Here is a 25231-nt window from a genome sequence, read left to right as displayed (position 1 = left end):
CGAAGAGCGGGAGAGATCGAAGAACGGAAAAGATCGAAGAGCGGAAGAGCTTGACGGCCGGGGGGCCGGCCCGAGACACGAGCCAGCCCCCCACCGCGCCTCTCTCCGTCACCGTCTCAGCGCGCTTCGGGCGGTCGCTGCCTCGGCATGTTCGGGCGGGCGCCCGGGGGGAGCGGAAAGCGTCCCGGGGGTGGTACGACGCCCTCACCGCGTGCCCCGCCCATCGGCACCGACTGCATCATCAGCGCGGCCGGGCCCGAACGGAACTCGATCATCCAGTCCGCCGTCTCCGCCCGTACGAGCTCCGTCACGTCCTCCGTGAACCGCCGCAGCACGCCGAGACAGCGCTCCGCCGCCTCGCTGGCCGTGCCCTCGGTCGGGCCGAGGACCTCCCGTACGCACTCCGATGCCCAGTCGAACTGGAACGTCTGGAGTCTGCGCTGCACCGCCTGCGCCGTCGCGACCGCCCGCATCCAGCCGGAGGTCAGCCCGAGGTACCGGTCGCACCCCACACAGGCGGCGCCCAGCAGCAGCGAGAGGTATCCCCACCCCGCGGCCCCGGCCAGCGCGCCCGTCAGATCCAGCAGCGGCAGCGCCGCGCCCGCCGTCACCGCGAGGGCCGTCGCCGCCCGCAGGGCGCGAGCGCCGCGTCGCTTGCGTACCCGGTCGGCGAGATACCAGTCGACCGTGCGCAGCGCCCCCGTCTCGACCCAGCGGTAGAGCTCGTCGAGTCGTTCCGCGGGCTCACCCCAGTCCCCGAGCGGGAACGGGCCCCCGGTCAGATCGCCGTAGAGCGGCGGGCCGCTCCCGTCCTCGCCGGTGGTCTCCCCGGACGGAGCCCCCTCCTCCCGGGCGGGGCCTCCGGGCTGCATCTCCGGCTGGCTCACCTGGGTACTCCTCTACGCTCTGCTGTGACTCCGCGTGACGGACGGTGTGCGCGCGTACTGCCTGGGGCCAGGTCCTGCGCATGCACTTCCTACCGCCAAATGGTGGGCTGTGTGATCGAAATCCCGGCATTTCCTTCCACGTGGGGCCCGTGATCAGGTAGAGGAGCGGAAAAGCCCTCACTCGAAAGAGTTCGCTTGGGGTTCGTTCCAGCGGGGTAGGGCGAGGTGCTCGGGGACCACGTAGGCTCGCCTTACGGACAACTCGTACGGATGATCCGTTCGGAAAATCCGTTTCGTAACACGTTCCGTAGCGCGCTCTGCAACGCGTTCAGCACACGCGTTCAGCAATCCGTCGTCGAGATGCCAGGAGTGACCGTGATTCCCGGTGGTGGTCAGCCCAATATGCAAGAGCTGCTCCAGCAGGCCCAGAAGATGCAGCAGGACCTCGCGCGGGCACAGGAGGAGCTGGCGGACGCCGAGGTCGAGGGGCAGGCGGGCGGTGGTCTGGTGAGGGCCACGGTCAACGGCTCCGGAGAGCTGCGTGCTCTGGTCATCGACCCGAAGGCCGTCGACCCCGAGGACACGGAGACCCTCGCGGATCTTGTCGTCGCCGCCGTGCACGCGGCGAACGACAACGCGCAGCGGCTCCAGCAGGAGAAGCTGGGTCCGCTGGCGCAGGGACTCGGCGGGATGCCGGGTCTGCCCTTCTAGCCCCTCAGCTCTTCAGCCCTTCGGGCCCGGTTCATGGCCCGCTCCGTGGCCGGGCCCGCGCACCCTCCTCATCCGCTCTTCTAACCCGCGCGGACACCAACTAGCGTATGTACTCACCGTAGTAGGGAAGGCAATCCGTTGTACGAAGGCGTGGTCCAGGAACTGATCGACGAGCTGGGCAGGCTGCCAGGCGTCGGTCCCAAGAGCGCGCAGCGGATCGCTTTCCATGTCCTCCAGGCCGAGCCGACCGATGTCCGCCGTCTTGCCCATGCCCTCCTTGAGGTCAAGGACAAGGTCCGGTTCTGCGCCGTGTGCGGCAATGTCGCGCAGGAGGAGCACTGCGGGATCTGCCGTGACGCGCGCCGCGACATGACGGTGATCTGCGTCGTGGAGGAACCGAAGGACGTCGTCGCCATCGAGCGCACCCGTGAGTTCCGCGGCAAGTACCACGTGCTCGGCGGCGCGATCAGCCCGATCGAGGGCGTGGGCCCCGATGATCTGCGGATCCGTGAGCTGCTGACCCGTCTCGCCGACGGTACGGTCACCGAACTGATCCTGGCGACCGACCCCAATCTGGAGGGCGAGGCCACGGCCACCTACCTCGCCCGCATGATCAAGCCGATGGGCCTGAAGGTCACGCGCCTGGCCAGCGGTCTGCCCGTGGGGGGCGACCTGGAATATGCCGACGAGGTCACGCTCGGGCGTGCCTTCGAGGGGAGACGACTTCTCGATGTCTGACGCAACGCTGCACGCCGTCAATCAGGATCCGGACGACTTCGCGGTCCAGATCGCCGACCAGATCGAGAGCTTCATCGTGGCCGTCACGGAGGTGGCGAAGGGCGATGAACCCGACAGCACCGTGCCGTTTCTGCTGCTTGAGTTCTCCCAGCTCATGCTGGCCGGCGGCCGGCTCGGCGCCCACGAGGACATCCTTCCCGACGAGCGGTACGAGCCCGATCTCGGCCCCGAGCCGGACGTCGACGACCTGCGTGAGCGGTTCGCCGTGATCCTTGAGCCGATCGATGTCTACTCCGAGGTCTTCGACCCGTACGAACCGCGCAAGGCGCCCGTGCCGTCCCGTATCTCCGACGACATCGCCGGTGTGGTGACGGATCTGCGTCACGGTCTGGCCCACTACCGCGCCGGCCGGACGACCGAGGCGCTGTGGTGGTGGCAGTTCTCGTACTTCTCCAGCTGGGGTTCCACGGCCTCCGCCACGCTCCGCGCCCTTCAGTCCCTGGTCGCGCATGTACGCCTCGACCAGCCGCTCCCGGCCCTGGACGGCCTCGACACCGACCAGGGCCTGACCGAGGAGGCCGAGGAGGTTCTGGCGGAGGAGGCCGGGAGGGTGATGGCGGCGGAGATCGCGACTCCGCTGGGCATGCGCACGCTCAGGTAGAACGCATCGGTGGTTCGACGCGGCTGGGCGCGTGACGTGGGCCACGTTCCCGCGTGTACCGCGCCAGCGGGGGCATGCATGCACACCGAGCGGCCGTATACGTCTCAAGGTGATCACGGAGTGGGCGGGACATCTCACGATGTGGTATAGCCGGGACGCCCCGCGGCCGGTCGTTAAACTGAGCCGACAGTGACTATGGACTGAGCGAGGAGCGCACGTGGGCCTTGTCGTGCAGAAGTACGGAGGCTCCTCCGTAGCCGATGCCGAGGGCATCAAGCGGGTCGCCAAGCGGATCGTCGATGCCAAGAAGAACGGCCACCAAGTGGTCGTCGTGGTATCGGCGATGGGCGACACGACGGACGAGTTGATCGATCTCGCCGGACAGGTATCCCCTATCCCCGCCGGGCGTGAGTTCGACATGCTGCTGACCGCGGGAGAGCGGATCTCCATGGCCCTGCTGGCGATGGCGATCAAAAACCTGGGCCACGAGGCCCAGTCGTTCACCGGCAGCCAGGCGGGCGTCATCACCGACTCGGTCCACAACAAAGCGCGCATCATCGATGTCACGCCGGGCCGGATCCGTACGGCGCTCGACGAGGGCAACATCGCCATCGTCGCCGGGTTCCAAGGGGTCTCCCAGGACAAGAAGGACATCACTACGCTGGGCCGTGGCGGCTCGGACACCACCGCTGTCGCGCTCGCGGCGGCGCTGGAGGCCGAGGTGTGCGAGATCTACACCGATGTGGACGGTGTCTTCACCGCGGACCCCCGGGTCGTGACGAAGGCCCGGAAGATCGACTGGATCTCCTTCGAGGACATGCTGGAGCTCGCCAGCTCCGGTTCCAAGGTGCTCCTGCACCGATGCGTCGAGTACGCACGCCGTTACAACATCCCGATCCATGTCCGCTCCTCGTTCTCGGGGCTTCAGGGCACCTGGGTCAGCAACGAACCGCAAGGGGACAACAAGGTGGAGCAGGCCATCATCTCCGGTGTCGCCCATGACACCTCAGAGGCGAAGATCACGGTCGTCGGTGTCCCCGACAAGCCCGGCGAAGCCGCGACGATCTTCCGCGCCATCGCCGACAACCAGATCAATATCGACATGGTGGTGCAGAACGTCTCCGCCGCGTCGACCGGTCTGACCGACATCTCCTTCACGCTGCCGAAGACCGAGGGCCGCAAGGCGATCGACGCACTGGAGAAGACGAAGTCGACGATCGGTTTCGAGTCGCTGCGCTACGACGACCAGATCGCCAAGATCTCGCTCGTCGGCGCCGGCATGAAGACCAACCCGGGCGTCACCGCCGGATTCTTCGAGGCGCTCTCGGACGCGGGTGTGAACATCGAGCTGATCTCGACATCCGAGATCCGTATCTCGGTGGTCACCCGCGCGGACGAGGTCACCGAGGCCGTGCGCGCCGTGCACACCGCCTTCGGGCTCGACAGCGAGTCCGACGAGGCCGTGGTCTACGGAGGCACCGGACGATGAGCGCGTCGGGTGCCGCCGCGCGGAGCGCCGCGCGATGAACGGCGGGCCGACGCTCGCGGTCGTGGGTGCGACCGGGGCCGTCGGCGCCGTGATGCTCCAGATCCTGTCGCAGCACGCGGACGTCTGGGGCGACATCCGACTGATCGCCTCACCGCGTACGGAGGGCGGCAAGCTGTCCGTACGGGGTGAGGCGACCGAGGTCGTCGCGCTCTCCGAGACGGCTCTCGACGGTGTGGACGTGGCGCTGTTCCTCGTACCGGACGAGGTGTCCGCCCATTGGGCACCGATCGCCGCGGCCAAGGGCGCCGTGGTCGTGGACAATTCGGCGGCGTTCCGGATGGACCCCGAGGTACCGCTGGTCGTCCCCGAGCTCAACCCCCATGCCGTTCGGGTGCGTCCGCGTGGCATCGTCGCGAGTCCGGGGTGCGGGACGCTCTCGATGATCGTGGCGGTGGGCGCGCTGCACGCCGAGTTCGGGGTGCGGGAGCTGATGGTCTCCTCGTACCAGGCGGTCAGCGCCGCGGGACAGGACGGCGTCAGCGCGCTGCGCGAACAGCTCTCCCTGGTCGCGGGTACGGAGCTGGGCACGCGCCCCGGCGATGTGCGCCGTGCGGTGGGCGATGCCACCGGCCCCTTCCTCGCCCCGCTGGCGCTGAATGTCGTGCCGTGGTCCGGGGCCGCGCTGGAGGGCGGCTGGTCCTCCGAGGAGATGGCGATCCGCGAGGAGACCAGGAAGATCCTGGACCTGCCGACGCTGCGGGTGTCGGCGACCTGTGTCCGGGTCCCGGTGATCACCGGCCACTCCCTCGCCGTGCACGCGCGCTTCGAGCAGGAGATCACGGTCGGCCGGGCGCACGAGATCCTGGCGACCCAGCCCGGCGTGGTGCTGTTCGACAACCCGGGGGCCGGCGATTTCCCCACGCCCGCCGATGTGGTGGGGACGGATCCGACGTGGGTGGGGCGGGTACGGCGGTCGCTGGACGACCCCCGGGCGCTGGAGCTGTTCGTCTGCGGCGACAATCTCCGCAAGGGCGCCGCGCTGAACACCGCGCAGATCGCCGAGGCCGTGGCTGTGGAGCTGTTGCGGCCGTAACTCCGAAACCCTGGAACCGCCCACTTCCGAACCCTGGAACCGCCGACTCCCGGACCCTGGAACCGCCGACTCTCGGACCCTGGAACCGCCCCGGGACGGGCGCTAAATCGGGAAGCCATAGATCCATTAAACTTTGTAGAATCTGTGAACGTCCTGTGGGCAATCCTGCGCTCTATGCCTCTTGAACTGGGACGTTGTCGTGTTCGACGATGCGCATCCGTCCTTCTGCGAGAGCTCTGCAACCGCTGGACGGCTGGAAAGCGTCTCTGCGGTCGCCCCTTTGCGCTGTCGCAAAAATGGGGCATAGGGGGAGATCAGTTACGCATGAGGGTATTTGGTGCAGCGTCAAATGGGGTGGGGTGCGCGTACAACCCTGGCGGGGGTGAGCGTGTCCAACTGGCGTGGCAGAGGTTCTCGAATTCACAGCGATCGGCGCGGTGCGCGGCGCGGCAGTGCGTCCGCCCCGGCGGCCCCGGGCGCCCGGTGGTATGCCGGTGATCGCTCCCATGCCCGCCGCGCGGCCCGCACGCATACCGTCCCAGCGCGATGGCGCTGACGAGGTGACGGCTGCCGGCACCACCGTCGACCACCTGACCGAGACCTACCGCGCCCACTACCGGTCGCTGCTCGGTCTCGCCGCCCTGCTGCTGGACGACACGGCCTCCTGCGAGGACGTCGTCCAGGAGGCGTTCATCCGGGTGCACTCCGCGCGCAATCGCGTACGTGAGCCGGAGAAGACCCTCGCGTATCTGCGGCAGACGGTCGTGAACCTCTCCCGCTCCGCGCTGCGCCGCCGCATCCTCGGGCTCAAGCTGCTCTCGAAGCCGATGCCCGACATGGCCAGCGCGGAGGAGGGCGCGTACGACCTGCTGGAGCGGGACGCGCTGATCAAGGCCATGCGCGGGCTCCAGCGGCGGCAGCGCGAGGTGCTGTCGCTGCGGTACTTCGCGGACATGACCGAGGCGCAGGTCGCCGAGACGCTGGGGATATCCCTGGGCTCGGTGAAGGCGTACGGCTCGCGCGGCATAGCGGCGCTGCGCGTCGCCATGGAGGCCACGGCATGAGTGGGCGCGAGGACCGGCGGGAATTCGGCCGAGGCGAGAGCCCGGCCGAGGGACATGGCGCGTCCCGCGGCGAGGACCGCGGGAACGAGCAGGCCGGGCCGGACGCCCCGTCGAACGACCTGACTGGAAACGGAATTGTGAACAACGGGCCGGAGAATGAGCTGAGCGGCCTCGGTGACACGGGTGCCGACAGGTGTGCGAACACCGCCAAGGACGACAACGCGGGCGGTGACGTCGATGGCGTCGGCGGTGCCGACGACGGCGTGGGTGACGGTGGCGGCGGAGAGGTCGTGAACAACGACCTGAACGGTGTCCTGGACGGGGACGAGCTGGCGCTGCGGCGGATGCTGCACGGCGCCGTGGGCGATCTGCGCCCGTCCGAGGGCGCCCTCGACCACCTCCGCAAGGCCGTACCGACCCGGCGGGCCAGAAAGCGCCAGGCGGTCGTCGGCATGGCGGCGGCGGCGCTGCTGTTCGGTACGGCGGTCCCCGCCTTCGTCCATGTCGCCAACTCCACCGACGCGACGGACGACCGCGCCGTCAGCACCGGCCATGGCGAGCAGGCGCAGGGTGGCGCCGCCGCAGGCAAGGGCACCGCGGGCGGCAAGAAGGACGACACGGACGGTCCCTCCGACAAGGTGTCCGCCGACGAGGACGAGCCCGACAAGGAGAACAAGCCGCCGCATGGTGGCGCCGTGTCGGGTGCGCCGGAGGGCGGCAAGGGCGGTTCCGACGACCCTGACACCCCCTATGAGACCGCTTCCTCGCCCGCCTGTGACTCGGGCCAGCTTCTGGTCGTGGGTCAGACGGGCGCCCCGGACGCCGGAGGCACGGTCTACGGAAGCTTCCGCGTCTCCAATGTCTCGGGCTCGGGCTGTTCGGTCACCGGCCGCGGCACGGTCAACACCCTGGCGACGGGCGCTGCGGACAAGAGCAAGATCACTGTTGTGCAGCACACCGCGGGCGACCCGGCGACCGGGCTGCCCGACCCCTCCCAGGAGGCGGCGGCGCTGGTGCTCCCGCCGAACGGCGCGTACGAGGTGAAGTTCGCCTGGGTGCCCTCGGAGACCTGTCCCACGACCGGCGCCTCGCCCGACCCCAGCCCGTCCGAGGACGGCACGGCGGGCACGACCGGCGACCCCGGTACGGCCCCCGGCACCGAAACGGGCGGCTCGAACACGGAGCCCCAGCTCACCACCGACGGCGGCACGCAGGACGGCACGGTCGCGGTGTCCCACACGGCGGAGCCGGGCGCCCCGAGCGGCCAGACGAGCATCTCCAACGCCTGCGCCGGCACCATCTACAAGACGGGCGTCCTCAACGCGTCGTAGGGACATCGCGCCTTAGGGACATCGTGCCGTAGCGACGACGTCGTGCCCGTGGCGACGGCGTGCCGTAGCGACGGCGTGCCGTAGCGACGGCGTGCTGTGGCGACGGCGTGCTGTTGTGACGGAGGGGCGACGGGACAAGGGCCCTACGACGCGGGGCCGGGCCGGGAGATGCGGCCGCGGTGGCCGCGAGGCCACGCGACCCGGTCCGTGCTACGCGGCGGTCTCCAGCCCCAGCTTCCGGTCCCTGATCGCCTCCGCCTCGCGCCGGACCAGCCGGAACCACATGAAGACCACGAAGCCGGCGAAGACGAACCACTCACCGGTGTAACCGAGGTTCTGGAACGCCTTGAGGTCGAGCCCGGTGTTCTGTGGCACGCCCGCGGGCACGGCCCGCAGCCCGTCCGACGTCTTGGTGACGGTGACCCAGGCGTCGTACACGTCGTACGGCACGACGTTGACCAGCGACGCCGCGCTGATCATGGCCAGCTGGCCGGGGGGCAGCCCGCCGCCGGCCCGCACGCCGTCGGAGCCGGTGGACTCCGACGCCTGGAGCGACCCGGTCACGGTGACCTCGCCCGTGGGCGGCGCGGGCACCTTCCCACCGCTGGGCAGCCAGCCGCGCACCACGGGCAGCGCCTTGCCGCCGTCGGTACGGAGCATGGTCAGCACATACGAGCCGTTCTCGCCGTCCAGCTCCCGGTCGGGCACCAGGAACTGATCCTCGTACCGCCCGCTTGCCGTGGTGTGCCGGCCCGAGGTCTTCTGGTCGACCGGCAGCAGGGTCTCCAGCGCCGCCGTGGGCCGCTCACCGGGATCGGGCGCCGCCTTCGCGGCCTCGTGCGTGGCGACGCGGTCCTCGAAGCGACCCAGCTGCCAGGTCCCCATGAAAACGCACACGGGGATCGCGAGCAGGACGAAGACGTTGATCCCCAACCAGCGCGGAGTCACCAGGAAGCGATACACCCCTCCACGGTACGGAACGCGCCCCGGGCCCCCGGTCCCGGGTCCCCCGTCACCTCATCTCACCCTCGTCTCACCGCGCGCCCACCCCCAGGTGCTTGACCGCGAACTCCAGCTCCAGCCGGACCTGCTTGATGCGCTCCTCCACAACGAGCGAGCCATGGCCCGCGTCGTACCGGTACACCTCGTGGACCGCGCCCCGGGCCGCCAGTCTGTCCACATAGTTCTCCACCTGGCGGATCGGGCAGCGCGGGTCATTGACGCCGGCCGAGATATAGACCGGCGCCCGGACGGCGTCGACATAGGTCAGCGGGGACGAGGCCGCGAACCGCTCGGGCACCTCCTCCGGCGTACCGCCGAGCAGCGTGCGGTCCATCGCCTTGAGGGCCTCCATCTCGTCGTGGTAGGCCGTCACATAGTCGGCGACCGGCACGGCCGCGAGTCCCACGGCCCAGTCATCGGGCTGCGTACCGAGACCGAGCAGGGTCAGATAGCCGCCCCACGAACCGCCCGAGAGCACCAGCTTCGCCGGATCCGCCAGCCCGGAGTCCACCGCCCACGCACGGACCGCCGCGATGTCCTCCAGCTCGATCAGCCCGATCCGGTGCTTGAGCGCGTCCGTCCACTCCCGTCCGTATCCGGTGGAGCCCCGGTAGTTGACCCGGACGACCGCGAAGCCATGGTCGACCCACGCGGCCGGTCCCGCCGCGAACGCGTCGCTGTCATGCCATGTCGGGCCGCCGTGGATCTCGAAGACCGTCGGGAACGGACCCTCGCCCGCCGGCCGCTGCACCAGCGCGTGGACCCGGCCGCCCGGACCCTCCACCCACGCGTCCTCCACCGGCACCGATGCGGGTGCCGCCGGTCCCGGCGGATCGAGCACCACCCCGCCCACCGTGGAGCGCACCTCCGGCGGACGGGCCGCCGACGACCACAGATACTCCACGCTTCCGTCGGGCCTGGCCGTCGCGCCCGACACCGTCCCCGCCGGGGTCTCCACCTGGATCAGCGCGCTCTTGGCGAAGTCATAACGCCACAGCTCGCCGCGGGCCTCGAAGCTGTGCGCGACCAGCAGCCCCGATCCGTCCGGATACCACTCGGCGTTGACATCGCCGGGCAGCTCGATGGCGAGCTCGGTCTCCTCGCCCGTCAGCGGATTCCAGATGACCGGCTCCCAGCGGCCCCGCCGCTGATGGCCGATGAGCAGCCTGCTGTCCCCTTCCACCGGCGCGAAGCCCAGCACCTCAAGGCCCAGCTCGCGCGTACCGCCCTCCGTGTCGTCCAGCTGGGCCACCACCGAGCCGTCCAGCCGCAGCACCCGCACCGCCGAGTGCATCGCGTCGCCGTGCTCGGTGTGCTCTATCGCCAGCAGCGAGCCGTCGTACGACAGATCCCCGACCCCGGCCGACTCCCGGTGCCGGTAGATCTCCACGGGCTCCTCGCCGGGCCGGACGACATGGAGCGTCGAGCCGTCCTCGTCGGTCGAGCGCCCCACCACCGCCGTACCGTCCCGGCCGAGCGCGAGCCCGGCCGGATAGGAGGCGCCGAGTCCCGGCACCGCGGGCTCGTCACCGGCTCCGTCCGCCCCGGCGGCGAACCGCTGCCGCATCCAGACCCCGAACTCGTCCCCGTCCGTGTCCGAGAACCACCAGATCCACTCGCCGTCGAGCGAGAGCACGCCGTCCGTCGTCCCGTTCGGCCGGTCCGTCGCCTGCCGCTGCTCACCGGTCGTACGGTCCCACGCGTACAGCTCGTACGTACCCGTCGCGTTGGAGACGAACAGCGCGCGCTCCGGCGCGTCCTCCGCCCAGTCGGGCAGCGACACCCGCGGCGCCCGGAAGCGCTTCTCCCACTCGGGCATCGAGGCCGCCGGGGAAGCCGCTGCCGGGGCCGCCGGGGAAGCCGCCGCCGGGGCCGCCGGGGAAGCCGTCCGGGCCGCTGTCGAATCCGGTGTCGAACCGCTGATCTCAGTCATGCCCCCTATTCTGCGCCCGGCCCATGACATTCCGTCGGCGTCCCGCTCAGCCTGTGGATAACTCGGACGACTCTTTGAGCAGCATCTTCGTGGCCATGGCTGTGAGCTGCTTCTCGGCCCGGTCCCAGGTCCAGCCGCATTCGTCGACGAGCGTGCGCCAGGCGCCCAGCCCGAAGCAGAACCACAGCACGTCCGCGCAGTGCTCGACGGTCGTCCCCGGCTTGAGAGCACCGAGGCCCTTGAGGTGTGAGGCGATCTCTCGAAGGGCACATGTGTAAAGAGAGGTGCCCTCGTCCCAGAGTGCTTCCGCCGCCTCGTGTACGGGCAGCGCGCTGTAGAGGATCGCGATGGATTCGCGATGCTCCTCGTTGCTGAGCCGGGTGCGGTGGGCGAGCAGGGCGATGGCGGAGACGGCGTCGTCGGTGTCCCGTATCCGCTCCACGGTCTCTTGAGCGCCGGAGTGCGCGGCCGCGCGGTGGACGGTCTCCCGCAGTATGTCGAGCCGGCCCCCGGCGCTGACGTACACCGTCTTGACCGCGGTCCCTGCCTCGCGGGCGATCTCCGCGATGGTCACCTGCGCGAAACCCCGCTCCAGAAAGAGCCGACGCGCCGCGTCGATGATGTCGCGCCGCGTGGCGGCCGCGGTGAGTTCACGGCGAGGGGAGTGGTACTGACGCCCTCCAGACATACGGACACTTTATGGCAGATCAGGCGTTTATTTCACTACCTATGGGTTCATTACATAGGGGTTAACCCTATTTTCCGAGGGATTGAGAATGACGGTTTCATCCGCTCTTCGAACCGAGCGCTCACGCATGTATGAAGAACTCCTCGCCGAGCACACGATCATGCGGCGGGGCGCTGCCCTCGTGGCCGTCTCGTTCGCCAATCTCGCCGACGGCCAGCCCGTCGACGTCAGGGCTCTGGTCAGCACCTCCCGTTGGCTGATCGAGTACGTCAGGAGCCACCACGGGAGCGAGGGCGAACACCTCTGGCCGGCGCTGAGCGACCTGTTTCCCCCCGCCGTGGCCGAACTCGACCGGATGGTCGCCGAGCACCAGGCGCTGGAAGCCGAGCTGCACACCCTCTCCAGGGTGGTCGACGCGATCGCGGCCCGGGAGGTCACGGGCGGGCGCGCCGAGGTGCTGGTGGTCGTCAGTGAGGCGGCCATGTCGGGACTGCCGTCGGCCCAGCGGGTCCACGAGATTCTGACCAGGCACTTCGACGAGGAGGAGCCGGTCCTGCTGGAGCTGTTCGCGCAGGTGCCGGACAGCGACCTCGCGCGGGTGCGGAACGGGATCTTCCATGGCGACTTCCGGGCCGGCCCGCATCTGGTCCTGGGCCTGATGGAGGACCCGGACCGGATCCCCGGGTACGCGGCCGTGCTGAGCGCCTTCCCGGCCTCGGTGCGCTGGCTGCGCCCCGTGCTGCTGGCGCGCTACCGCTCCACCAAGAAGGCCCTGGCGGTAACGACCTACCTTGACAGACTCTAAACCCCCCTGGTCGTGGCCCCGTCACGCACCGATGCCCCAGGACTGGGTCCTGGGGCATCGGTGCGTCGGTGCCTCGGTGCCTCGGTGCCTCGGTGATCAGCTTCCGGAGGCGCGGGAGCGGGCGTGCAGCGTTCGCGCGACCCTCGGGCCCAGCCAGCGCTTGAGCCTGCGCAGCGCCTCCAGCTGCTCGGCCGCCCTGTCGATCCGGTAGTACAGCTGGGGCGGGATGTGGGGAAGCAGCGGGGAGTGCCGCTGCCCGAGCAGCGCGAACATCTGTGACGGGGCGAGATGGATATAGCGCGGAAGGTTCTCGTACCACTGGGCGCTGTAGCGGGCCGCGCTCTGGACGGGGAGGAGGGCGGCCCTCCGTTCCCGTTCGTACCGCACGAGGGCGGCCCGCAGCTCCGGGTCTACGTCGTACGCGGCGGGTCCGGTGGCTCCGTCGGCGGGTCCGGCGGGTCCGGGAAGTCCGGCGGGTTCAGCGGCTCCGGCGGGTCCGGGAAGTGCGGCAGGTTCAGCGGCTCCGGTGGCTCCGGTGGCTCCGGTGGCTTCGGATCCGTTGTTTCGGCTGCTTCGGCTGCTTCGGCCGTATCCGCGCAGCGCGCCGGCCAGTGCGATGGCATCCTCCAGCGCGAGTGTCGTGCCCGCGCCGATGGAGTAGTGCGTGGTGTGAGCGGCGTCGCCGAGCAGAACGAGATTGCCGTGGTGCCAGGTCCGGTTGGTCAGCGTACGGAAGTTCAGCCACTGCGCGCTGCCGTCCGCGTGCGCCCTGCCGATCAGCCGGTGCCCGTCCAGCGGCCGGGCGAAGAGCCGCTCCAGCAGGGCCAGGCCGTCCGCCTCGCTCGCCTTGTCGAGGCCGAGGCCCGTCCAGGTCGCCGGGGAGCATTCGACGATGCAGGTGCTCCCGTCCTCGCTGAAACCGTAGGCGTAGCACCAGATCCAGCCGTGCTCGGTTTCGACGAAGGCGAAGGTGAAGGAGTCGAAGACCTTGGTGGTGCCGAGCCAGATGTATGTGTTGTGCCCGGCCGTTGCCTCGGTGCCGAAGTGCGCGGCGTGGCGCTCGCGCAGCGCGCTGCCGACGCCGTCGCACGCCACGACCAGGTCGGCGTCCGGCAGTTCGGCCGCGTCGGCGACCGGGTGCTCGAACTCGACGCGCACACCGAGGGAGCGGGCCCGCTCGGCGAGGATGTCGAGCAGCTTGCGGCGGCCGATACCGAAGCCCGTGTCGCCGTGGTGCACCGTCTTCAGGTCCCCGACGTGTGCGACCCCGTCGCTCCAGCGGACCGAGCTCTTGCTGATCGCGACGGCGGATTCGGGGTCGTGCACGTGGAGCTTGTCGATCAGGCTGCCCCAGTACGTCACTCCCCAGCCGTAGGTGGACCCGGCCGCGTTCCGTTCGTGGACGGTGATGTCATGGGACGGGTCCTGCCGCTTCATCAGGATCGAGAAGTACAGGCCGGCGGGCCCGCCGCCGACGCATGCGACCTTCACACGTGCTCCCGGTTATCCCGTTGTGACGCTAAGTGATCAATTGCGGACGAAGAGTAGCAGGGTGCGGGTTTCTTCCGGTGTGATCGCATGTGGTCGCCGGGTGGTGGCGCGTGGTGCGGTGGCTCGGTGTGGCGGTGTGGCGGGGTGGCGAGGTATGGCGCGGTGGCTCGGTACGGGCTTGTTGTGGGGTTGTCCCGTACGGGATACTTCTACAGCGCTGTAGAAGTCGATCCGATCCGTTACCGGGAGAGAGCAGACCTGATGTTCGGCTTGAGTGAACTGGCCCTGATCCTCATCGTCGTCGCGGTGGTCGTCGGGGTGAAGAAGCTCCCTGAGCTGACCCGCTCCGCCGGCAAGGCCGCCCGCATCCTCAAGAGTGAGACGAAGGCCCTCAAGGAGGAGGGCAAGGAGCAGGGCAAAGAGGAGGGCAGGGCGCCCGACGCCGCCGCGCCGGGGGAACGTCATGTCGTCACGGGTATCGTCGTCGACCGGAACGACCCGCCTGTGCGGGATTCTCGCGACAGGCCGTAGCTCTAGACTGAATCGCTGGTTCGGGCCTTCGGATGTTCGGGCCTCCGGACGCTCCGGCATTCGGGCGCTCGGGCGCTCGGGCATTCGGGTCTTCGGACGTGAGGGCATGAGGACATTCGGGTTGACGGGGTGACGGCCCGCGCGGGACGGGAGAGCGATGGTGACGGCAGCTGTGCCGGCGGGTGCCGGTGGCTTCGAGGACCCTCCTGCCGAAGTGCTGGCCGAGGCCGCTGCCGCGTTCGGATTGCTCGCGTCATCGGCGCGGCTCCATATCGTGTGGGTACTGGCCCAGGGCGAGAGCGATGTGACCGGACTCGCCGAGCGCGTGGGCGGGGCGCTGCCGGCCGTCAGCCAGCATCTGACCAAGCTGAAACTGGCCGGTCTCGTACGGTCGCGGCGCGAGGGCCGTCGCCAGGTGTACTTCGTCGACGATTCGGACGTCGTGACCGTGGTCAGGCTGATGCTCGGACAGCTGACCGACCGCGCGGCGCACGCTCCGGCACGGCGCGTCCGCGACATCACGGCCTGAGTCCGCGGTGCCTGAGTCCACGGTGCCCGACTCCGTGGCGTCCGGCTCCGTGGTCTCCGGCTCCGTCGTCCCCGGGGCGGATGTGTTCACGGCCAACGGGCGCGGGTCCGGTCCCGGTCCCGGTCCCGGGCCGGAGTTCGGTACCGGCCTCGGTCCGACGGATCCGTGGGCGGCGGGCACCGGCGGCGCCCCGCCGGACCTGACCGCCCTCACCTCCCTCCAGGTACTGCGGCGGCTGGACAGCGGGCCGCGCGGGCTGACGGACGCGCAGGCCGAGGAGCGACTGCTCCGATACGGCGAGAACGCGGTGCCGGAGTGGCGTTCGGCGTCCTGGCCGCGGCGTTTCGTACGGAGCGTGCGGGATCCGTTCACCGCCGTACTGCTCTGTCTCGGGGTCGTGTCGGCCACCGTCGCGGCCTGGGGAACCGCCCTGGTGATCCTCTCGCTGGTCGTGGTCAGCTGTCTGCTGCGCTCGTCCGGGGAGCACCGGGCCGACCGGTCCATGGCCGCGCTGCGCGAGCTGGTGGCGACGACCGCGACAGTGCTGCGGCGCGGGAGCGACGGGAGCGACGGCAGCGAGGGCCGTGACGCACGTGCCGACCTTGACGCACGTGCAGGGCGTGGTTCACGTGCCGGGCGTGGCGCGCGTATCGGTGGAGCTGCGCGTATCGGCGGAGGTGTGCGTGACGGCGGAGGTGCGCGTGACGCGGGCGACCCACGGCCGAGGGAGATCCCGGTCGACCAACTGGTGCCGGGCGATGTGATCCGTCTCGGCCCCGGCGATCTGGTCCCCGCCGACGTACTGCTGCTGCGCGCGAGCGGGCTGACCGTACATCAGGCGGCGCTGACGGGGGAGTCGGCGCCGGTCGCCAAGTACGCCGTCGACGCGCCGGGCCTGCCGGGCGGCGGGGGAGACGACCCGGACACACAGGGTGTCGGCGCAGACGACCCTGACGCGCGGGGCGGCGCCGACGCCCGTACGCCCCCGGGAGGCGAGGCATTCGCGGGGGTGTTCGCGCAGCCGCGGCTGTGTTTCCAGGGCAGCAGCGTGGCCTCGGGAAGCGGCACCGCCGTCGTCGTGGCGACCGGGACGCGTACGCGGTTCGGCGCCGCGCGCAGCCGGCCGGGGCGCCGTGCGGCCAGTGCGTTCGACCGGCAGGTGAACGGCATCTCGTGGGTCCTCATCCGGTTCATGCTGCTCACGCCGCCGCTCGTCCTGATGGCCAACGCCGCTCTGCGCGGCCGGGGGCTGGAGACGCTCCCCTTCGCGGTCGCGGTCGCCGTCGGGCTCACCCCTGAGATGCTGCCGGTCATCGTCACCACCGCCCTGGCCCGCGGCGCGTCACGCCTCGCGCGCCACCACGCGGTCATCGTCAAACGCCTGCCCGCGCTGCACGACCTCGGCGCCGTCGACGTACTGTTCCTGGACAAGACAGGCACCCTCACCCAGGACCGGCCGGTGTTCGGCGGGGCGATGGACGCGCACGGCGACCCCGACCCCGAGGTGCTGCGCTGGGCCGCCGTCAATGCCTGGTGGACCCTGCAACTGGCCGATCTGCCCGCCCCGGACGCCCTCGACGACGCGATCCTCGACGCGGCGGACGAAGCGGACGCGGCGCGGTACGAGGGCGTGGCGGCGCTCCCGTTCGATTCCGTACGCCGCCTCTCCACCGCGGTCGTACGACGGCCCGGCCGCCTCGGCACCCACACGCTCGTCGTGAAGGGCGCGGTGGAAGCCGTACTCCAGCGGTGCGCGCTCGACGAGGAGGAACGCAACCGGCTCTCCGCACTGGCCGCCCGCGAGGCCGGCAGCGGTCTGCGGCTGCTCGCCGTCGCCACGGCGGAACGGCCGGCGCGTCAACGCGACTACACACCGGCCGACGAGCGCGGACTCGATTTCCAGGGTTTCGTCGCACTCCACGACGCCCTCGCTCCGACCGCTGCCGAGGCGCTGAAGGTCTTCGCCGCGCGCGGTGTCACGGTCAAGATCCTGACGGGCGACCACCCGGGCACGGCGGCCCGCGCGTGTCTGGACCTGGGCCTCGATATCCATGTCGCAGGCCGGGGTGAGGTCCCGGCGGCCGGCAGCACGACTAACGCCGTGGCTGGCGCCGACGCGATCGTCAGCGCCGAACGGATCGGCGTGCTGACCGACGCGGAACTCGCCGAACTCGCCCGGCGCACCACCGTCTTTGCGCGCTGCACACCCGAGCACAAGGCCCGTATCGTCGCCGCCGTCCGCGCCGACGGTCACACCACGGGTTTCCTCGGCGACGGCGTCAACGACCTGCCCGCGCTGCACGCCGCCGATGTCGGGATATGCCCGCGCGACGCCGTCGACGTCGTGCGTGAATCCACCGATGTCGTGCTCGCTCGGAAGGACCTCACCGCGATCGAGCACGCGATCGGCGCCGGGCGCCACTCCAGCGGCAATATCGCCACGTATCTGCGGATCACGCTCTCCTCCAACCTCGGGAACGTCATAGCCATGCTCGTCGCCGGGCTGCTGCTGCCGTTCCTGCCGATGCTTCCGGCCCAGGTACTCGTGCAGAACCTGTGCTTCGACGCCGCGCAGCTCGCCTTCGCGTTCGACCGGCCGCGGCCCGAGGCGCTGCGTCGGCCGACGGAGCTGCGCTCGCGGGCGTTCCTCCGGTTCATCACGGGCTTCGGGCTCATCAACGCCCTCGCGGACCTGGCGACGTTCGCCGTGCTCGCGTCGGCGTTGCACATAGCCGTCAACGCGGGCAGTCAGGCGCAGTTCCACTCCGGGTGGTTCACCGAGAACCTGCTCACCCAGGCACTGGTGATGCTGCTGTTGCGGACGAGCGCACGCCCCGCGTACGGGCCCCGGGCCTCGGGCCCCGTCCGCTGGGCCGCCGGCGGGCTCGCCGTGACCGGGCTGCTGCTGCCGCTCTCGCCGCTCGGCCCGGTGCTGGGGATGACGGCGCTGCCGGGGCTCTACTACGTACTGCTCGGTGTCGTGCTCGCGCTGTACGCGGCCGGACTGGTCTTCGCGCGGGGGCGTATCGGCGGCCCTCAGCTGTAGTGGCGATCAGCCGTAGGAGAGGTTCGCGCAGGGGTCGTCGTCGGCGGAGCGCGCGCCATCGGCCACGGCCGACGGCAGGGGTCCGGGCGACGCCGATTCCGGCTCCGCCGGGCTGTACGACGTTCCGAGAACGACGCTGATGCCCGCGGCGGACGTCGAGGTGAGCCGTGCGCCAGGGAAGAGGCGTTCGACGGTCCGCGCCTTCTCCTCCTCGCCGGGACCGTACTCGATCACCGTGGTCGTGTGGTCCTGGGTGCTCGCGGTCGCTGTGCCCGTGACGGTGAAGCCGTGGTCGGTGAGCGTACGGGCGACACCGGCGGCGAGCCCCGTGACCGTAGTGCCGTTGTAGACGGCGACGTCGATGCCCGCGCCCGAGACGGCCCCGATGGCGCTCGGTGTGGCGGAGGGGCCGGGGCCGGTGGTTCCCCCGCCCTTTCCGCCGCTGGCGTCCGCGCCGTCGATCGTACGGTCGGCCCTCAGCGCCGCCCAGAGCGCGGACGCGTCGGGCTCGACGACCGCGACGCGCTCCCCCTCGTAACGCCAGGGAATGGTCACGAACTTGGTGTTGTGCAGATCGATGTCCTTGAGCGACATCGCGAAGCCGAGCAGCTTGTCGGCGGAGCCGAGTCCCGGGTCGACGGTCATGGAGTGGGTGGCGGCGTCCGCGAGCGGCAGCAGCTTGGCGGGCGTCAGCCCCTGCTCCTTGACCTTCTTCAGCAGGCTCGCGACAAAGGCCTGCTGGCGCTTGATCCGTCCGATGTCGGAGCCGTCGCCCATGCCGTGCCGGATCCGCACGTAGTCCAGCGCCTTCTGCCCCGAGACGGTCTGGGTGCCCTTGGTGAAGATGCGCTCACCGCGAGTGGTGCGGTTGGGGCTGAGGTCCTTCTGGTAGATGTCCTGCGGAACGCACACCTGTACGCCGCCGACGACATCGGTCAGCTGGGCGAAGCCCTTGAAGTCGACGACGACGGTGTGGTCGACGCGCAGTCCGGTCAGCTTCTCGACGGTGTTCTGGGTGCAGGCGGGGTTGCCCTTGACCGTCTGCCCCACGGAGAACGCGGCGTTGAACATGGCATTGCTCCGCTGCTCCGTCCACCTTCCGTCCGGCAGTTGGCAGGGCGGGATGTCGAGGAGGGTGTCGCGCGGGATGGACACGGCGACGGCGTGGCGGTGGTCGGCGTAGACATGCAGCAGGAACGCGGTGTCGGAACGGCCGATGTCGTCCTTGTTGCCGCCGCCCAGCTCGCTGTTCCCGTCGGTCCGCGCGTCCGACCCGATCACCAGAACGTTCTGTCCCTTCGACGTGCCGGACGGCCGGTTGTCGGAGAGTCCGCCGGCGCTGAAGGTGTCGATGTTTCCGCTGAGCTTGAGATAGATCCAGCCGGCACCGGCGGCGGCGAGCACGATGAGGGACAGGGCTATGCCGAGGGCGAGCCGCAATCGGCTCCCTCCTCCGCTCCTTCTGCGCCGGTCGCCCGCCATAGATGCCCCTCCCAAAGTTGTACAGTTGCGCAATGTAGCAACTTACAGATCCATGGGTCGAGGAGAGGGAGGCGGGGCGGAAATGTTGCGTAATGGGTTGGAGCCTTGGCACCTGCTGATCGTGGCGATCGTGATCATCGTGCTGTTCGGCTCGAAGAGACTGCCGGACACCGCGCGTGCCGTGGGCAAGTCCCTGCGCATTCTCAAGAGTGAGACGAAGGCGATGAGGGAGGAGGGGGAGGGCGCCACGCACCCCACCCCTCCGGCATCCGCTGCTCGGGCCCCGGGTTCAGGTGTCGACGCGGCCGGTTGAGCGTCCGGCTCGACTCACCTCAGGGGCTGGCCCGGTCGATGCCGTAGCGCAGCGGCTCGCCCCGTACGCGCGGGTCCCGTCGGTACACGTAGACGGCCTCCGCCTGCGCGCCGCCCGCTGGTCCTTCCAGCTCGCAGGGGTATGTCACCTGCACCACCGCCGGCCGGTCGGTGACCCGCATCCGCACGCCGTGCGCGGGCCCGCCGTCGAGCACCGCGGCTTCCCATTCCGTCCTGCCCGGAATCCTGCCCTGATCATTCATGCGAACACTTTAAGGGTTGCGCAAGTTTAGGACTATGGGCGGGATCCGGACAGGAACGTACGTCGCGGCCGTGCGACGTGCGGCCGTGCGACGTACGCCGCACGGGCCGCACGTGGCACGGCCACACATGACATGGCCACACGTCCCAGGGCGTACGTGGCACGGCCACACCTGGCACGGCCACGCGTCCCCGGAACACATCCCGGGCACACGTCCCGGGCCGATCAGTCGTGGAGCGGGACGGGACGGGACTACAGGGTGCGCTCCAGCCGGTCGGCCATCAGCCTGATGAAGCGCGAGGGGTCACTCAGCTCGCCGCCGTCCGCGAGGAGGGCCATTCCGTAGAGGAGTTCGGCCGCCTCGGCCAGGCCCGCGTCCGCGTCCCGCTCGGTGTGGGCCTTCCGCAACCCGGTGACCAGTGGGTGCGTGGGGTTGAGTTCGAGGATGCGCTTGATGTGCGGCACCTCCTGGCCCATGGCGCGATACATGTTCTCCAGGGCGGGCGTCACATCGTGAGTGTCCCCGACGATGCAGGCGGGTGAGACGGTGAGCCGGGACGAGAGCCGCACCTCCTTCACGCTCTCACTCAGCTCCGTCGTCATCCATGTCAGCAGGCCGGCGAACTCCTGCTGCCGCTTCTCGCGCTCGGCCTCGACCTCCTTCTTCTCCTCCTCGGTGTCGAGGTCGACTTCCCCCTTGGCGATCGACCGCAGCTGCTTTCCGTCGAATTCCGGAACGGACTGGACCCACACCTCGTCGACCGGGTCGGTCAGCAGCAGCACTTCGAAGCCCTTGGCCTGGAACGCCTCCATGTGCGGCGAACTCTCGATGGCCGAGCGCGACTCTCCCGTCATATAGAAGATGTGCTGCTGCCCCTCCTTCATACGGTCCGCGTACTGCCGGAGAGTGGTCAGCCCCTCCTTGTCCTGGGTCGACGCGAAAGAGGAGACACCGAGGATCGCGTCGCGGTTCTCGAAGTCGCTGAGAAGCCCTTCCTTCAGGACCCGCCCGAATTCCTTCCAGAACGTCGCGTAGCGCTCCGGATTGCCGGACATCATGTCCTTCAGCGTCGACAGCACCTTCTTGACGAGGCGACGGTGCATCAACTGGATCTGACGGTCCTGCTGAAGGATCTCGCGCGACACATTGAGCGACAGATCCTGCGCGTCGACGACACCCTTGACGAAGCGGAGGTATTCGGGCATAAGCGCTTCGCAGTCATCCATGATGAACACGCGCTTCACATAGAGCTGAACTCCGCGCTTGTGTCCCTGCATGAACAGATCCTGCGGCGGGTGGGACGGGATGAAGAGGAGCGCCTGATATTCGAAGGTGCCCTCGGCCTGCATGCGGATGGTTTCGAGCGGGTCGTTCCAGTCGTGACTGATGTGCTTGTACAGCTCGCTGTACTCGTCATCGGTCACCTCGTCCCTGGACCGGGCCCAGAGCGCCTTCATCGAGTTGACCGTCTCGACCTCACGGGGGCTGTCGCCGTCCGCGTCCGAGCCCGCTTCGGAGGACTCCTTGGCCATCTTGATGGGCCAGGTGATGAAGTCGGAGTACCGCTTGACGATTTCCCTGATCTTCCAGGGGGACGTGTAGTCGAAGAGCTGATCCTCGATGTCCTCGGGCTTCAGCCGCAACGTCACCGACGTACCCTGCGGCGCGTCATCGACCGTCTCGACGGTGTACGTCCCCTCCCCACTGGACTCCCAGCGCGTCCCCCGGCTCTCCCCGGCCCGCCTGGTCAGCAGCGTCACCTCGTCGGCCACCATGAAGCTGGAGTAGAACCCCACGCCGAACTGCCCGATGAGTTCCTCGGAAGCGGCCGCGTCCTTGGCCTCCTTCAACTCCTTGAGGAACTTCGCGGTACCGGAATTCGCGATCGTCCCGATGAGCTGCACCACTTCGTCGTGCGACATCCCGATGCCGTTGTCGCGAACGGTGAGCGCGCGCTTTTCCTTGTCGACCTCGATGCCGATGTGGAGATCCGAAACGTCTTCCCGCAACTCGTTGTCGCGCAGGGATTCCAGCCGCAACTTGTCCAAGGCGTCTGAGGCATTGGAGATGAGCTCGCGCAGAAATACGTCCTTGTTCGAGTAAATCGAATGGATCATCATCTGCAGGAGTTGACGCGCTTCTACCTGGAACTCGAATGTCTCGATAGGCATGTTGCCCGGATTCCTTCCCCGATTACTCGTCAGCGCCAATGCGGTGGGTCGGCCCACATGATATCCAGCCCCCACGACGCTCACAGGCTCCCCGACGATCTCCCGCCCCCCGGCCCGGACTGCTGGAGCGGGTTGACGGAATTGCCCCTATTGACCATCTAAATGACGATTCGCGGGGGAGGTGCCCCCCAGGCGATGACGTACACGAACCGGACAAGATCGCCCCGGAAAGATCACCGAAGATACGAAAGGGGCCCGACCCGCGTTGCGGATCAGGCCCCTGACCTGGTGTTTCGGCTGTCGGGGTGGCGGGATTTGAACCCACGACCTCTTCGTCCCGAACGAGGTTCGGGCGGGGTCGGCACCGGCTTGTTTACTGTCTTGCCTGGTCAGAGCGTTGGGGTGGGGTGGTCTTGGGCGGTCTCGAAGTGGCTCGGGGAGCGGGTTGGCTCCCAGCGAGACATCAGCCGCCGGCTGCCGAGGCCTCCCGTCCCGCCGTATCGGCCCACGAGGAATCCGTGGTGCGCGACGCTCGGCCGACGAGCTCAGATCACCGTTGAGGGTGCGTGCTTGCTCAGGTAGCTCTTGAAAGTCTTCCTGATCTCCGCCTGGAGATAACCCGCCTGCGGTGAGTTGGGCACCACGTCCGGCTCGAAGCCTCTCTTTCGGGCATCGAGGTACCGCACGATGCTCGATGACCTGATGTTGGAGACGAAGAGCTCGTTCTGGGTGCGAATGTCCGCGCGCAGCCCCTCGAAGTTACGCGCGAGACCGATGCCGAGGTTGGAGACGTAGTACTTGCACTCGACGATGAGGACGCAATGACTGCCTCGCGGTGCGATGCCCTGTGCCCGACTCAGGGCGGCTTCCTCGGCCGGCAGCACCAGCACGTCGCACTCGTGCAGGACGCCTGACGTACCGGTCACGTACACGCCGAGGTGGACCTCAAGGGCGGGGGCACCGTCGAACTCGATCATGGCGTGGGTGAAGGGTTTGCTGTCGCCGTAGAGATGACCAGGCCCTGTCCGGAAGACAAGGCTGCTGGCCTTCGCCCCGTATACGTCTTCGTAGGTGACAGTGGCACCGTGCCGACTCGCAGTGGCGACGATCAGGGAGAAGACGAAGCCCTCGTAGACGTCGGACGGCTTCGAAGCGGAGTCGTACGAGACCGCCCCCGCTGCCAGAAGGCTCTTGATCTCGTTGACCAGGTGATCGACCGTGCTCAACTGACGACCTCCCTCGTCACATCGGCCAGCAGTTGACTGACGCGTGTACGTCGTTCAGTTGGCATCTGATCGCCCCGGAACTCCGTTCGGCTACGGCGCAATCGAGCGCTTTCGTCCGGCTCGAACACGACCGCCTCGGCGACGCTCCGATTGCCCGTGTCGCCCTCGGGCTCGGTCCGGAGCGTCTTCAGCACCTCCATTTCCATTTCAGGCAGTTCGACGAGGACTCGCCTCACCGCATCCAGGAGGAGCTGGACACGCTCTTCATCCGTCATGGATCGCGTGGCGATGACCAGTGTTCCCCGCTTGCGCGACGCCTCGTACTCGCCGAGGCCAAGCAAGCTGCGGTCCACGACCTCGTATCGAGCCGCTGCCGCGGCCGGGCTCGCGGCAGGGGAGTCATCGCCGCGGCGCTGCTGGCGTCGGCGGAGGATCTTCTCCTCAGGCACTCCTGCGGCGATTGCCGCGTCGACATCGTCGAGCACCCAACTCAGAGCGGTGTCTCGTAGCGCTTCGCGGAGCTGCTGTTCCACACGGCGCAGTTCGAACGGGTTCATGTCTTCCCTCGCATCGGGAGTCTCCATGTGAGGTAGCCAGTCGGTCCACGGCTGGCCTTCGGGCTGTGCTCGAAGGGACCGTGGTTAGTTGTCGAGCGGGAGCCGGAGTGCCCCTGGCTGCAGGCGGGTTTCCGAAACTGGGGCTCCAGCGGCGAATCGGACGCCCTCGGAGAGACAGGCATTACTGACGTTGTCGCCCCTCGCGGTCAGACAGACGCCTACGTCACGAGAGGCCGCCGTAGATGGGCCCCGCATGGCACAGCGATGGTTTTGTTAGCCTGCCCTTCTTGTTGGTCACTCGGCCTTAGGGGATCTCAGCCATGTCTCGAAGTCGGCCAGGGACTCCCCCATGGCACCGAGGGTCATCGGCGACGACTCGTACTGCGCTGAGAGGTTGACCTCGTACAGCTTGTAAGCGGGTTCGGTCTCCCGTGCCGCAGCGCACGCAGCCGCCAGCGCTCGGACTGCGCGCTCCCGGTCGTTGTCTTCCACTGCCTCCACGAGACTCGGCCACAGCGTGTCACCGATGTAGTCGATGAGCTTCATGACATGGCTCCCTGCCCGGTGAGCGCGATTCTTGATCGCTTCCCGCTCGGCGTTGGCATGGTCCTCGGTCCGCTGGGAGTCCCGTTCGTCAGGGTTCGCCCGGGTGTGGTCGCCCCAGATCTCTTCCCAGCGCTGATCCGCCTGTGCTAGATCAGCCTCGAACTTGCGGTCTAGGTCCTCTTGCCTGAGGCGAGGATGCTGCCAAGAGGCGTCATCCTCGAACGATGAAAGCGGCAGCGTGAGATCAGGGATGGGTCCGTTATCGCGTAGTGCGGTGAGCAGTAGGACGGTGTCGATCGCCGGTAGGACCTCCTCCATGTCCACCAGTCCGCGTAGGGATGCGACAGACTGCTCAACGGCCATGTAGTCGTACTCGGCAATCTGGTTGTCGAGATCACCGTGAAGATCGAGGATGGAGCCGCCGATCGCCTCGATGTCATCCATGCGTGACGCTATCTCTGTGTCGAGACGCTCCACGATCTGCCGCAGCTCGCGGACACCCTCTACCTGTTCCTCAAGCTTGGCCACCGCTTTGGCTAGATCGCCCACTCCGTGTCCTCCTGTTCGGTGGTCGCCAAATTCCTCTGGGGGGCAGGCCAATGACGAAGGTTCCCTGGTCGTTGTCATCCGGCCATGAGAAAGGCTGCCCCCTGAATCACGTTGGCGGCCATTGTT

Annotated in this window: 23 protein-coding genes; 12 read left to right on the top strand and 11 right to left on the bottom strand. The window is 68.8% G+C overall.

Translation table 11 applies throughout. From position 1 onward, the window contains the following. Positions 1-116: 116 nt before the first annotated feature. The gene (locus ABTZ59_RS09835; RefSeq protein ID WP_351393430.1) at positions 117-887 is read right to left on the bottom strand and encodes an SLATT domain-containing protein; all 771 of its coding nucleotides are present in this window, start codon (positions 885-887) and stop codon (positions 117-119) included. 375 nt (positions 888-1262) lie between these two features. Here ABTZ59_RS09835 and ABTZ59_RS09830 point away from each other — a divergent pair, with 375 nt between their 5' ends. From ABTZ59_RS09830 to ABTZ59_RS09800, 7 genes are all read left to right on the top strand, one after another. Beyond that, positions 1263-1598 carry a YbaB/EbfC family nucleoid-associated protein gene (locus ABTZ59_RS09830; RefSeq protein ID WP_351393537.1) on the top strand — a complete coding sequence of 112 codons (336 nt, stop codon included), beginning with the start codon at positions 1263-1265 and terminating at the stop codon, positions 1596-1598. 138 nt (positions 1599-1736) lie between these two features. After that, complete coding sequence (recR, locus tag ABTZ59_RS09825) at positions 1737-2336, top strand: recombination mediator RecR (RefSeq protein WP_351393427.1); 600 nt, start codon at positions 1737-1739, stop codon at positions 2334-2336. After that, the gene (locus ABTZ59_RS09820) at positions 2329-2997 is read left to right on the top strand and encodes a DUF5063 domain-containing protein (RefSeq protein WP_351393424.1); all 669 of its coding nucleotides are present in this window, start codon (positions 2329-2331) and stop codon (positions 2995-2997) included. Before recR ends, ABTZ59_RS09820 begins: the two co-directional genes overlap by 8 nt. Before the next feature lie 217 nt (positions 2998-3214). Then, entirely contained in the window at positions 3215-4486 is a 1272-nt protein-coding gene (locus tag ABTZ59_RS09815; protein ID WP_249952761.1) for an aspartate kinase, read from the top strand. Between the two features lie 34 nt (positions 4487-4520). Next, positions 4521-5579, top strand: coding sequence for an aspartate-semialdehyde dehydrogenase (locus ABTZ59_RS09810; RefSeq protein ID WP_351393420.1), 1059 nt, complete (start codon positions 4521-4523; stop codon positions 5577-5579). A 401-nt stretch (positions 5580-5980) separates the two neighbouring features. Beyond that, positions 5981-6643 (top strand): SigE family RNA polymerase sigma factor, encoded by a 663-nt coding sequence (locus tag ABTZ59_RS09805; RefSeq protein ID WP_351393416.1) that lies wholly within the window; start codon positions 5981-5983, stop codon positions 6641-6643. Continuing rightward, entirely contained in the window at positions 6640-7974 is a 1335-nt protein-coding gene (locus tag ABTZ59_RS09800) for a hypothetical protein (RefSeq protein ID WP_351393413.1), read from the top strand. The genes ABTZ59_RS09805 and ABTZ59_RS09800 overlap by 4 nt, the downstream gene beginning before the upstream one ends. A 210-nt stretch (positions 7975-8184) precedes the next feature. Here ABTZ59_RS09800 and ABTZ59_RS09795 read toward each other — a convergent pair whose 3' ends face one another. The 3 genes from ABTZ59_RS09795 to ABTZ59_RS09785 all read right to left on the bottom strand — a co-directional run bounded on the left by ABTZ59_RS09795 (position 8185) and on the right by ABTZ59_RS09785 (position 11597). Further along, entirely contained in the window at positions 8185-8937 is a 753-nt protein-coding gene (locus tag ABTZ59_RS09795) for an SURF1 family protein (protein ID WP_351393410.1), read from the bottom strand. Between the two features lie 70 nt (positions 8938-9007). Next, on the bottom strand, positions 9008-10795 hold the full coding sequence (locus ABTZ59_RS09790; RefSeq protein WP_351393534.1) for a S9 family peptidase: 1788 nt from the start codon (positions 10793-10795) through the stop codon (positions 9008-9010). A gap of 160 nt (positions 10796-10955) precedes the next feature. Next, positions 10956-11597: a TetR/AcrR family transcriptional regulator gene (locus ABTZ59_RS09785; protein WP_351393407.1), complete on the bottom strand. Its 642-nt coding sequence runs from the start codon at positions 11595-11597 to the stop codon at positions 10956-10958. A gap of 127 nt (positions 11598-11724) precedes the next feature. On the opposite strand from ABTZ59_RS09785, the gene ABTZ59_RS09780 reads away from it, so the two are divergent. After that, positions 11725-12402 carry a hemerythrin domain-containing protein gene (locus ABTZ59_RS09780; protein WP_351393403.1) on the top strand — a complete coding sequence of 226 codons (678 nt, stop codon included), beginning with the start codon at positions 11725-11727 and terminating at the stop codon, positions 12400-12402. Between the two features lie 96 nt (positions 12403-12498). Here ABTZ59_RS09780 and ABTZ59_RS09775 read toward each other — a convergent pair whose 3' ends face one another. Continuing rightward, positions 12499-13893: an FAD-dependent monooxygenase gene (locus ABTZ59_RS09775; protein ID WP_351393400.1), complete on the bottom strand. Its 1395-nt coding sequence runs from the start codon at positions 13891-13893 to the stop codon at positions 12499-12501. A gap of 261 nt (positions 13894-14154) precedes the next feature. On the opposite strand from ABTZ59_RS09775, the gene ABTZ59_RS09770 reads away from it, so the two are divergent. From ABTZ59_RS09770 to ABTZ59_RS09760, 3 genes are all read left to right on the top strand, one after another. Further along, positions 14155-14424, top strand: a complete 270-nt coding sequence (locus ABTZ59_RS09770) for a twin-arginine translocase TatA/TatE family subunit (protein WP_351393397.1) — start codon at positions 14155-14157, stop codon at positions 14422-14424. Positions 14425-14581: 157 nt separating this feature from the next. Next, positions 14582-14953 carry an ArsR/SmtB family transcription factor gene (locus ABTZ59_RS09765; protein WP_351393394.1) on the top strand — a complete coding sequence of 124 codons (372 nt, stop codon included), beginning with the start codon at positions 14582-14584 and terminating at the stop codon, positions 14951-14953. A gap of 82 nt (positions 14954-15035) precedes the next feature. Continuing rightward, the gene (locus ABTZ59_RS09760) at positions 15036-17999 is read left to right on the top strand and encodes an HAD-IC family P-type ATPase (RefSeq protein ID WP_503002508.1); all 2964 of its coding nucleotides are present in this window, start codon (positions 15036-15038) and stop codon (positions 17997-17999) included. Between the two features lie 6 nt (positions 18000-18005). Here ABTZ59_RS09760 and ABTZ59_RS09755 read toward each other — a convergent pair whose 3' ends face one another. Next, complete coding sequence (locus ABTZ59_RS09755) at positions 18006-19481, bottom strand: LCP family protein (protein ID WP_351393391.1); 1476 nt, start codon at positions 19479-19481, stop codon at positions 18006-18008. An 82-nt stretch (positions 19482-19563) separates the two neighbouring features. Here ABTZ59_RS09755 and tatA point away from each other — a divergent pair, with 82 nt between their 5' ends. Continuing rightward, positions 19564-19794, top strand: coding sequence for a Sec-independent protein translocase subunit TatA (gene tatA / locus ABTZ59_RS09750; RefSeq protein ID WP_351393388.1), 231 nt, complete (start codon positions 19564-19566; stop codon positions 19792-19794). A gap of 19 nt (positions 19795-19813) precedes the next feature. Here the strand turns inward: tatA and ABTZ59_RS09745 are convergent, their stop codons facing one another. From ABTZ59_RS09745 to ABTZ59_RS09725, 5 genes are all read right to left on the bottom strand, one after another. Continuing rightward, complete coding sequence (locus ABTZ59_RS09745) at positions 19814-20056, bottom strand: hypothetical protein (protein WP_351393385.1); 243 nt, start codon at positions 20054-20056, stop codon at positions 19814-19816. 251 nt (positions 20057-20307) lie between these two features. Then, on the bottom strand, positions 20308-22227 hold the full coding sequence (htpG, locus tag ABTZ59_RS09740) for a molecular chaperone HtpG (RefSeq protein ID WP_351393383.1): 1920 nt from the start codon (positions 22225-22227) through the stop codon (positions 20308-20310). Between the two features lie 545 nt (positions 22228-22772). Beyond that, positions 22773-23453, bottom strand: coding sequence for a hypothetical protein (locus ABTZ59_RS09735; RefSeq protein ID WP_351393380.1), 681 nt, complete (start codon positions 23451-23453; stop codon positions 22773-22775). Then, positions 23450-24010, bottom strand: coding sequence for a hypothetical protein (locus ABTZ59_RS09730; RefSeq protein ID WP_351393377.1), 561 nt, complete (start codon positions 24008-24010; stop codon positions 23450-23452). Before ABTZ59_RS09730 ends, ABTZ59_RS09735 begins: the two co-directional genes overlap by 4 nt. A 294-nt stretch (positions 24011-24304) precedes the next feature. Next, the gene (locus ABTZ59_RS09725) at positions 24305-25105 is read right to left on the bottom strand and encodes a hypothetical protein (protein ID WP_351393374.1); all 801 of its coding nucleotides are present in this window, start codon (positions 25103-25105) and stop codon (positions 24305-24307) included. Positions 25106-25231: the final 126 nt, after the last annotated feature.

Source organism: Streptomyces sp. NPDC094034 (genome assembly GCF_040303865.1).
Taxonomy (GTDB): domain Bacteria; phylum Actinomycetota; class Actinomycetes; order Streptomycetales; family Streptomycetaceae; genus Streptomyces.
The sequence above is the reverse complement of the archived record's forward strand: the minus strand, read 5'-3'. Positions and strand labels throughout refer to the sequence as shown.

Bases quoted from the DNA above. Each gene is read 5' to 3' on its own strand.
- ABTZ59_RS09820 (WP_351393424.1), top strand. From the start codon at position 2,329: ATGTCTGACGCAACGCTGCACGCCGTCAATCAGGATCCGGACGACTTC.
- ABTZ59_RS09810 (WP_351393420.1), top strand. From the start codon at position 4,521: ATGAACGGCGGGCCGACGCTCGCGGTCGTGGGTGCGACCGGGGCCGTC.
- ABTZ59_RS09800 (WP_351393413.1), top strand. From the start codon at position 6,640: ATGAGTGGGCGCGAGGACCGGCGGGAATTCGGCCGAGGCGAGAGCCCG.
- ABTZ59_RS09790 (WP_351393534.1), bottom strand. From the start codon at position 10,795: ATGCCCGAGTGGGAGAAGCGCTTCCGGGCGCCGCGGGTGTCGCTGCCC.
- ABTZ59_RS09785 (WP_351393407.1), bottom strand. From the start codon at position 11,597: ATGTCTGGAGGGCGTCAGTACCACTCCCCTCGCCGTGAACTCACCGCG.
- ABTZ59_RS09780 (WP_351393403.1), top strand. From the start codon at position 11,725: ATGTATGAAGAACTCCTCGCCGAGCACACGATCATGCGGCGGGGCGCT.
- ABTZ59_RS09770 (WP_351393397.1), top strand. From the start codon at position 14,155: ATGTTCGGCTTGAGTGAACTGGCCCTGATCCTCATCGTCGTCGCGGTG.
- ABTZ59_RS09765 (WP_351393394.1), top strand. From the start codon at position 14,582: ATGGTGACGGCAGCTGTGCCGGCGGGTGCCGGTGGCTTCGAGGACCCT.
- ABTZ59_RS09755 (WP_351393391.1), bottom strand. From the start codon at position 19,481: ATGGCGGGCGACCGGCGCAGAAGGAGCGGAGGAGGGAGCCGATTGCGG.
- tatA (WP_351393388.1), top strand. From the start codon at position 19,564: ATGTTGCGTAATGGGTTGGAGCCTTGGCACCTGCTGATCGTGGCGATC.
- ABTZ59_RS09745 (WP_351393385.1), bottom strand. From the start codon at position 20,056: ATGAATGATCAGGGCAGGATTCCGGGCAGGACGGAATGGGAAGCCGCG.
- htpG (WP_351393383.1), bottom strand. From the start codon at position 22,227: ATGCCTATCGAGACATTCGAGTTCCAGGTAGAAGCGCGTCAACTCCTG.
- ABTZ59_RS09730 (WP_351393377.1), bottom strand. From the start codon at position 24,010: ATGAACCCGTTCGAACTGCGCCGTGTGGAACAGCAGCTCCGCGAAGCG.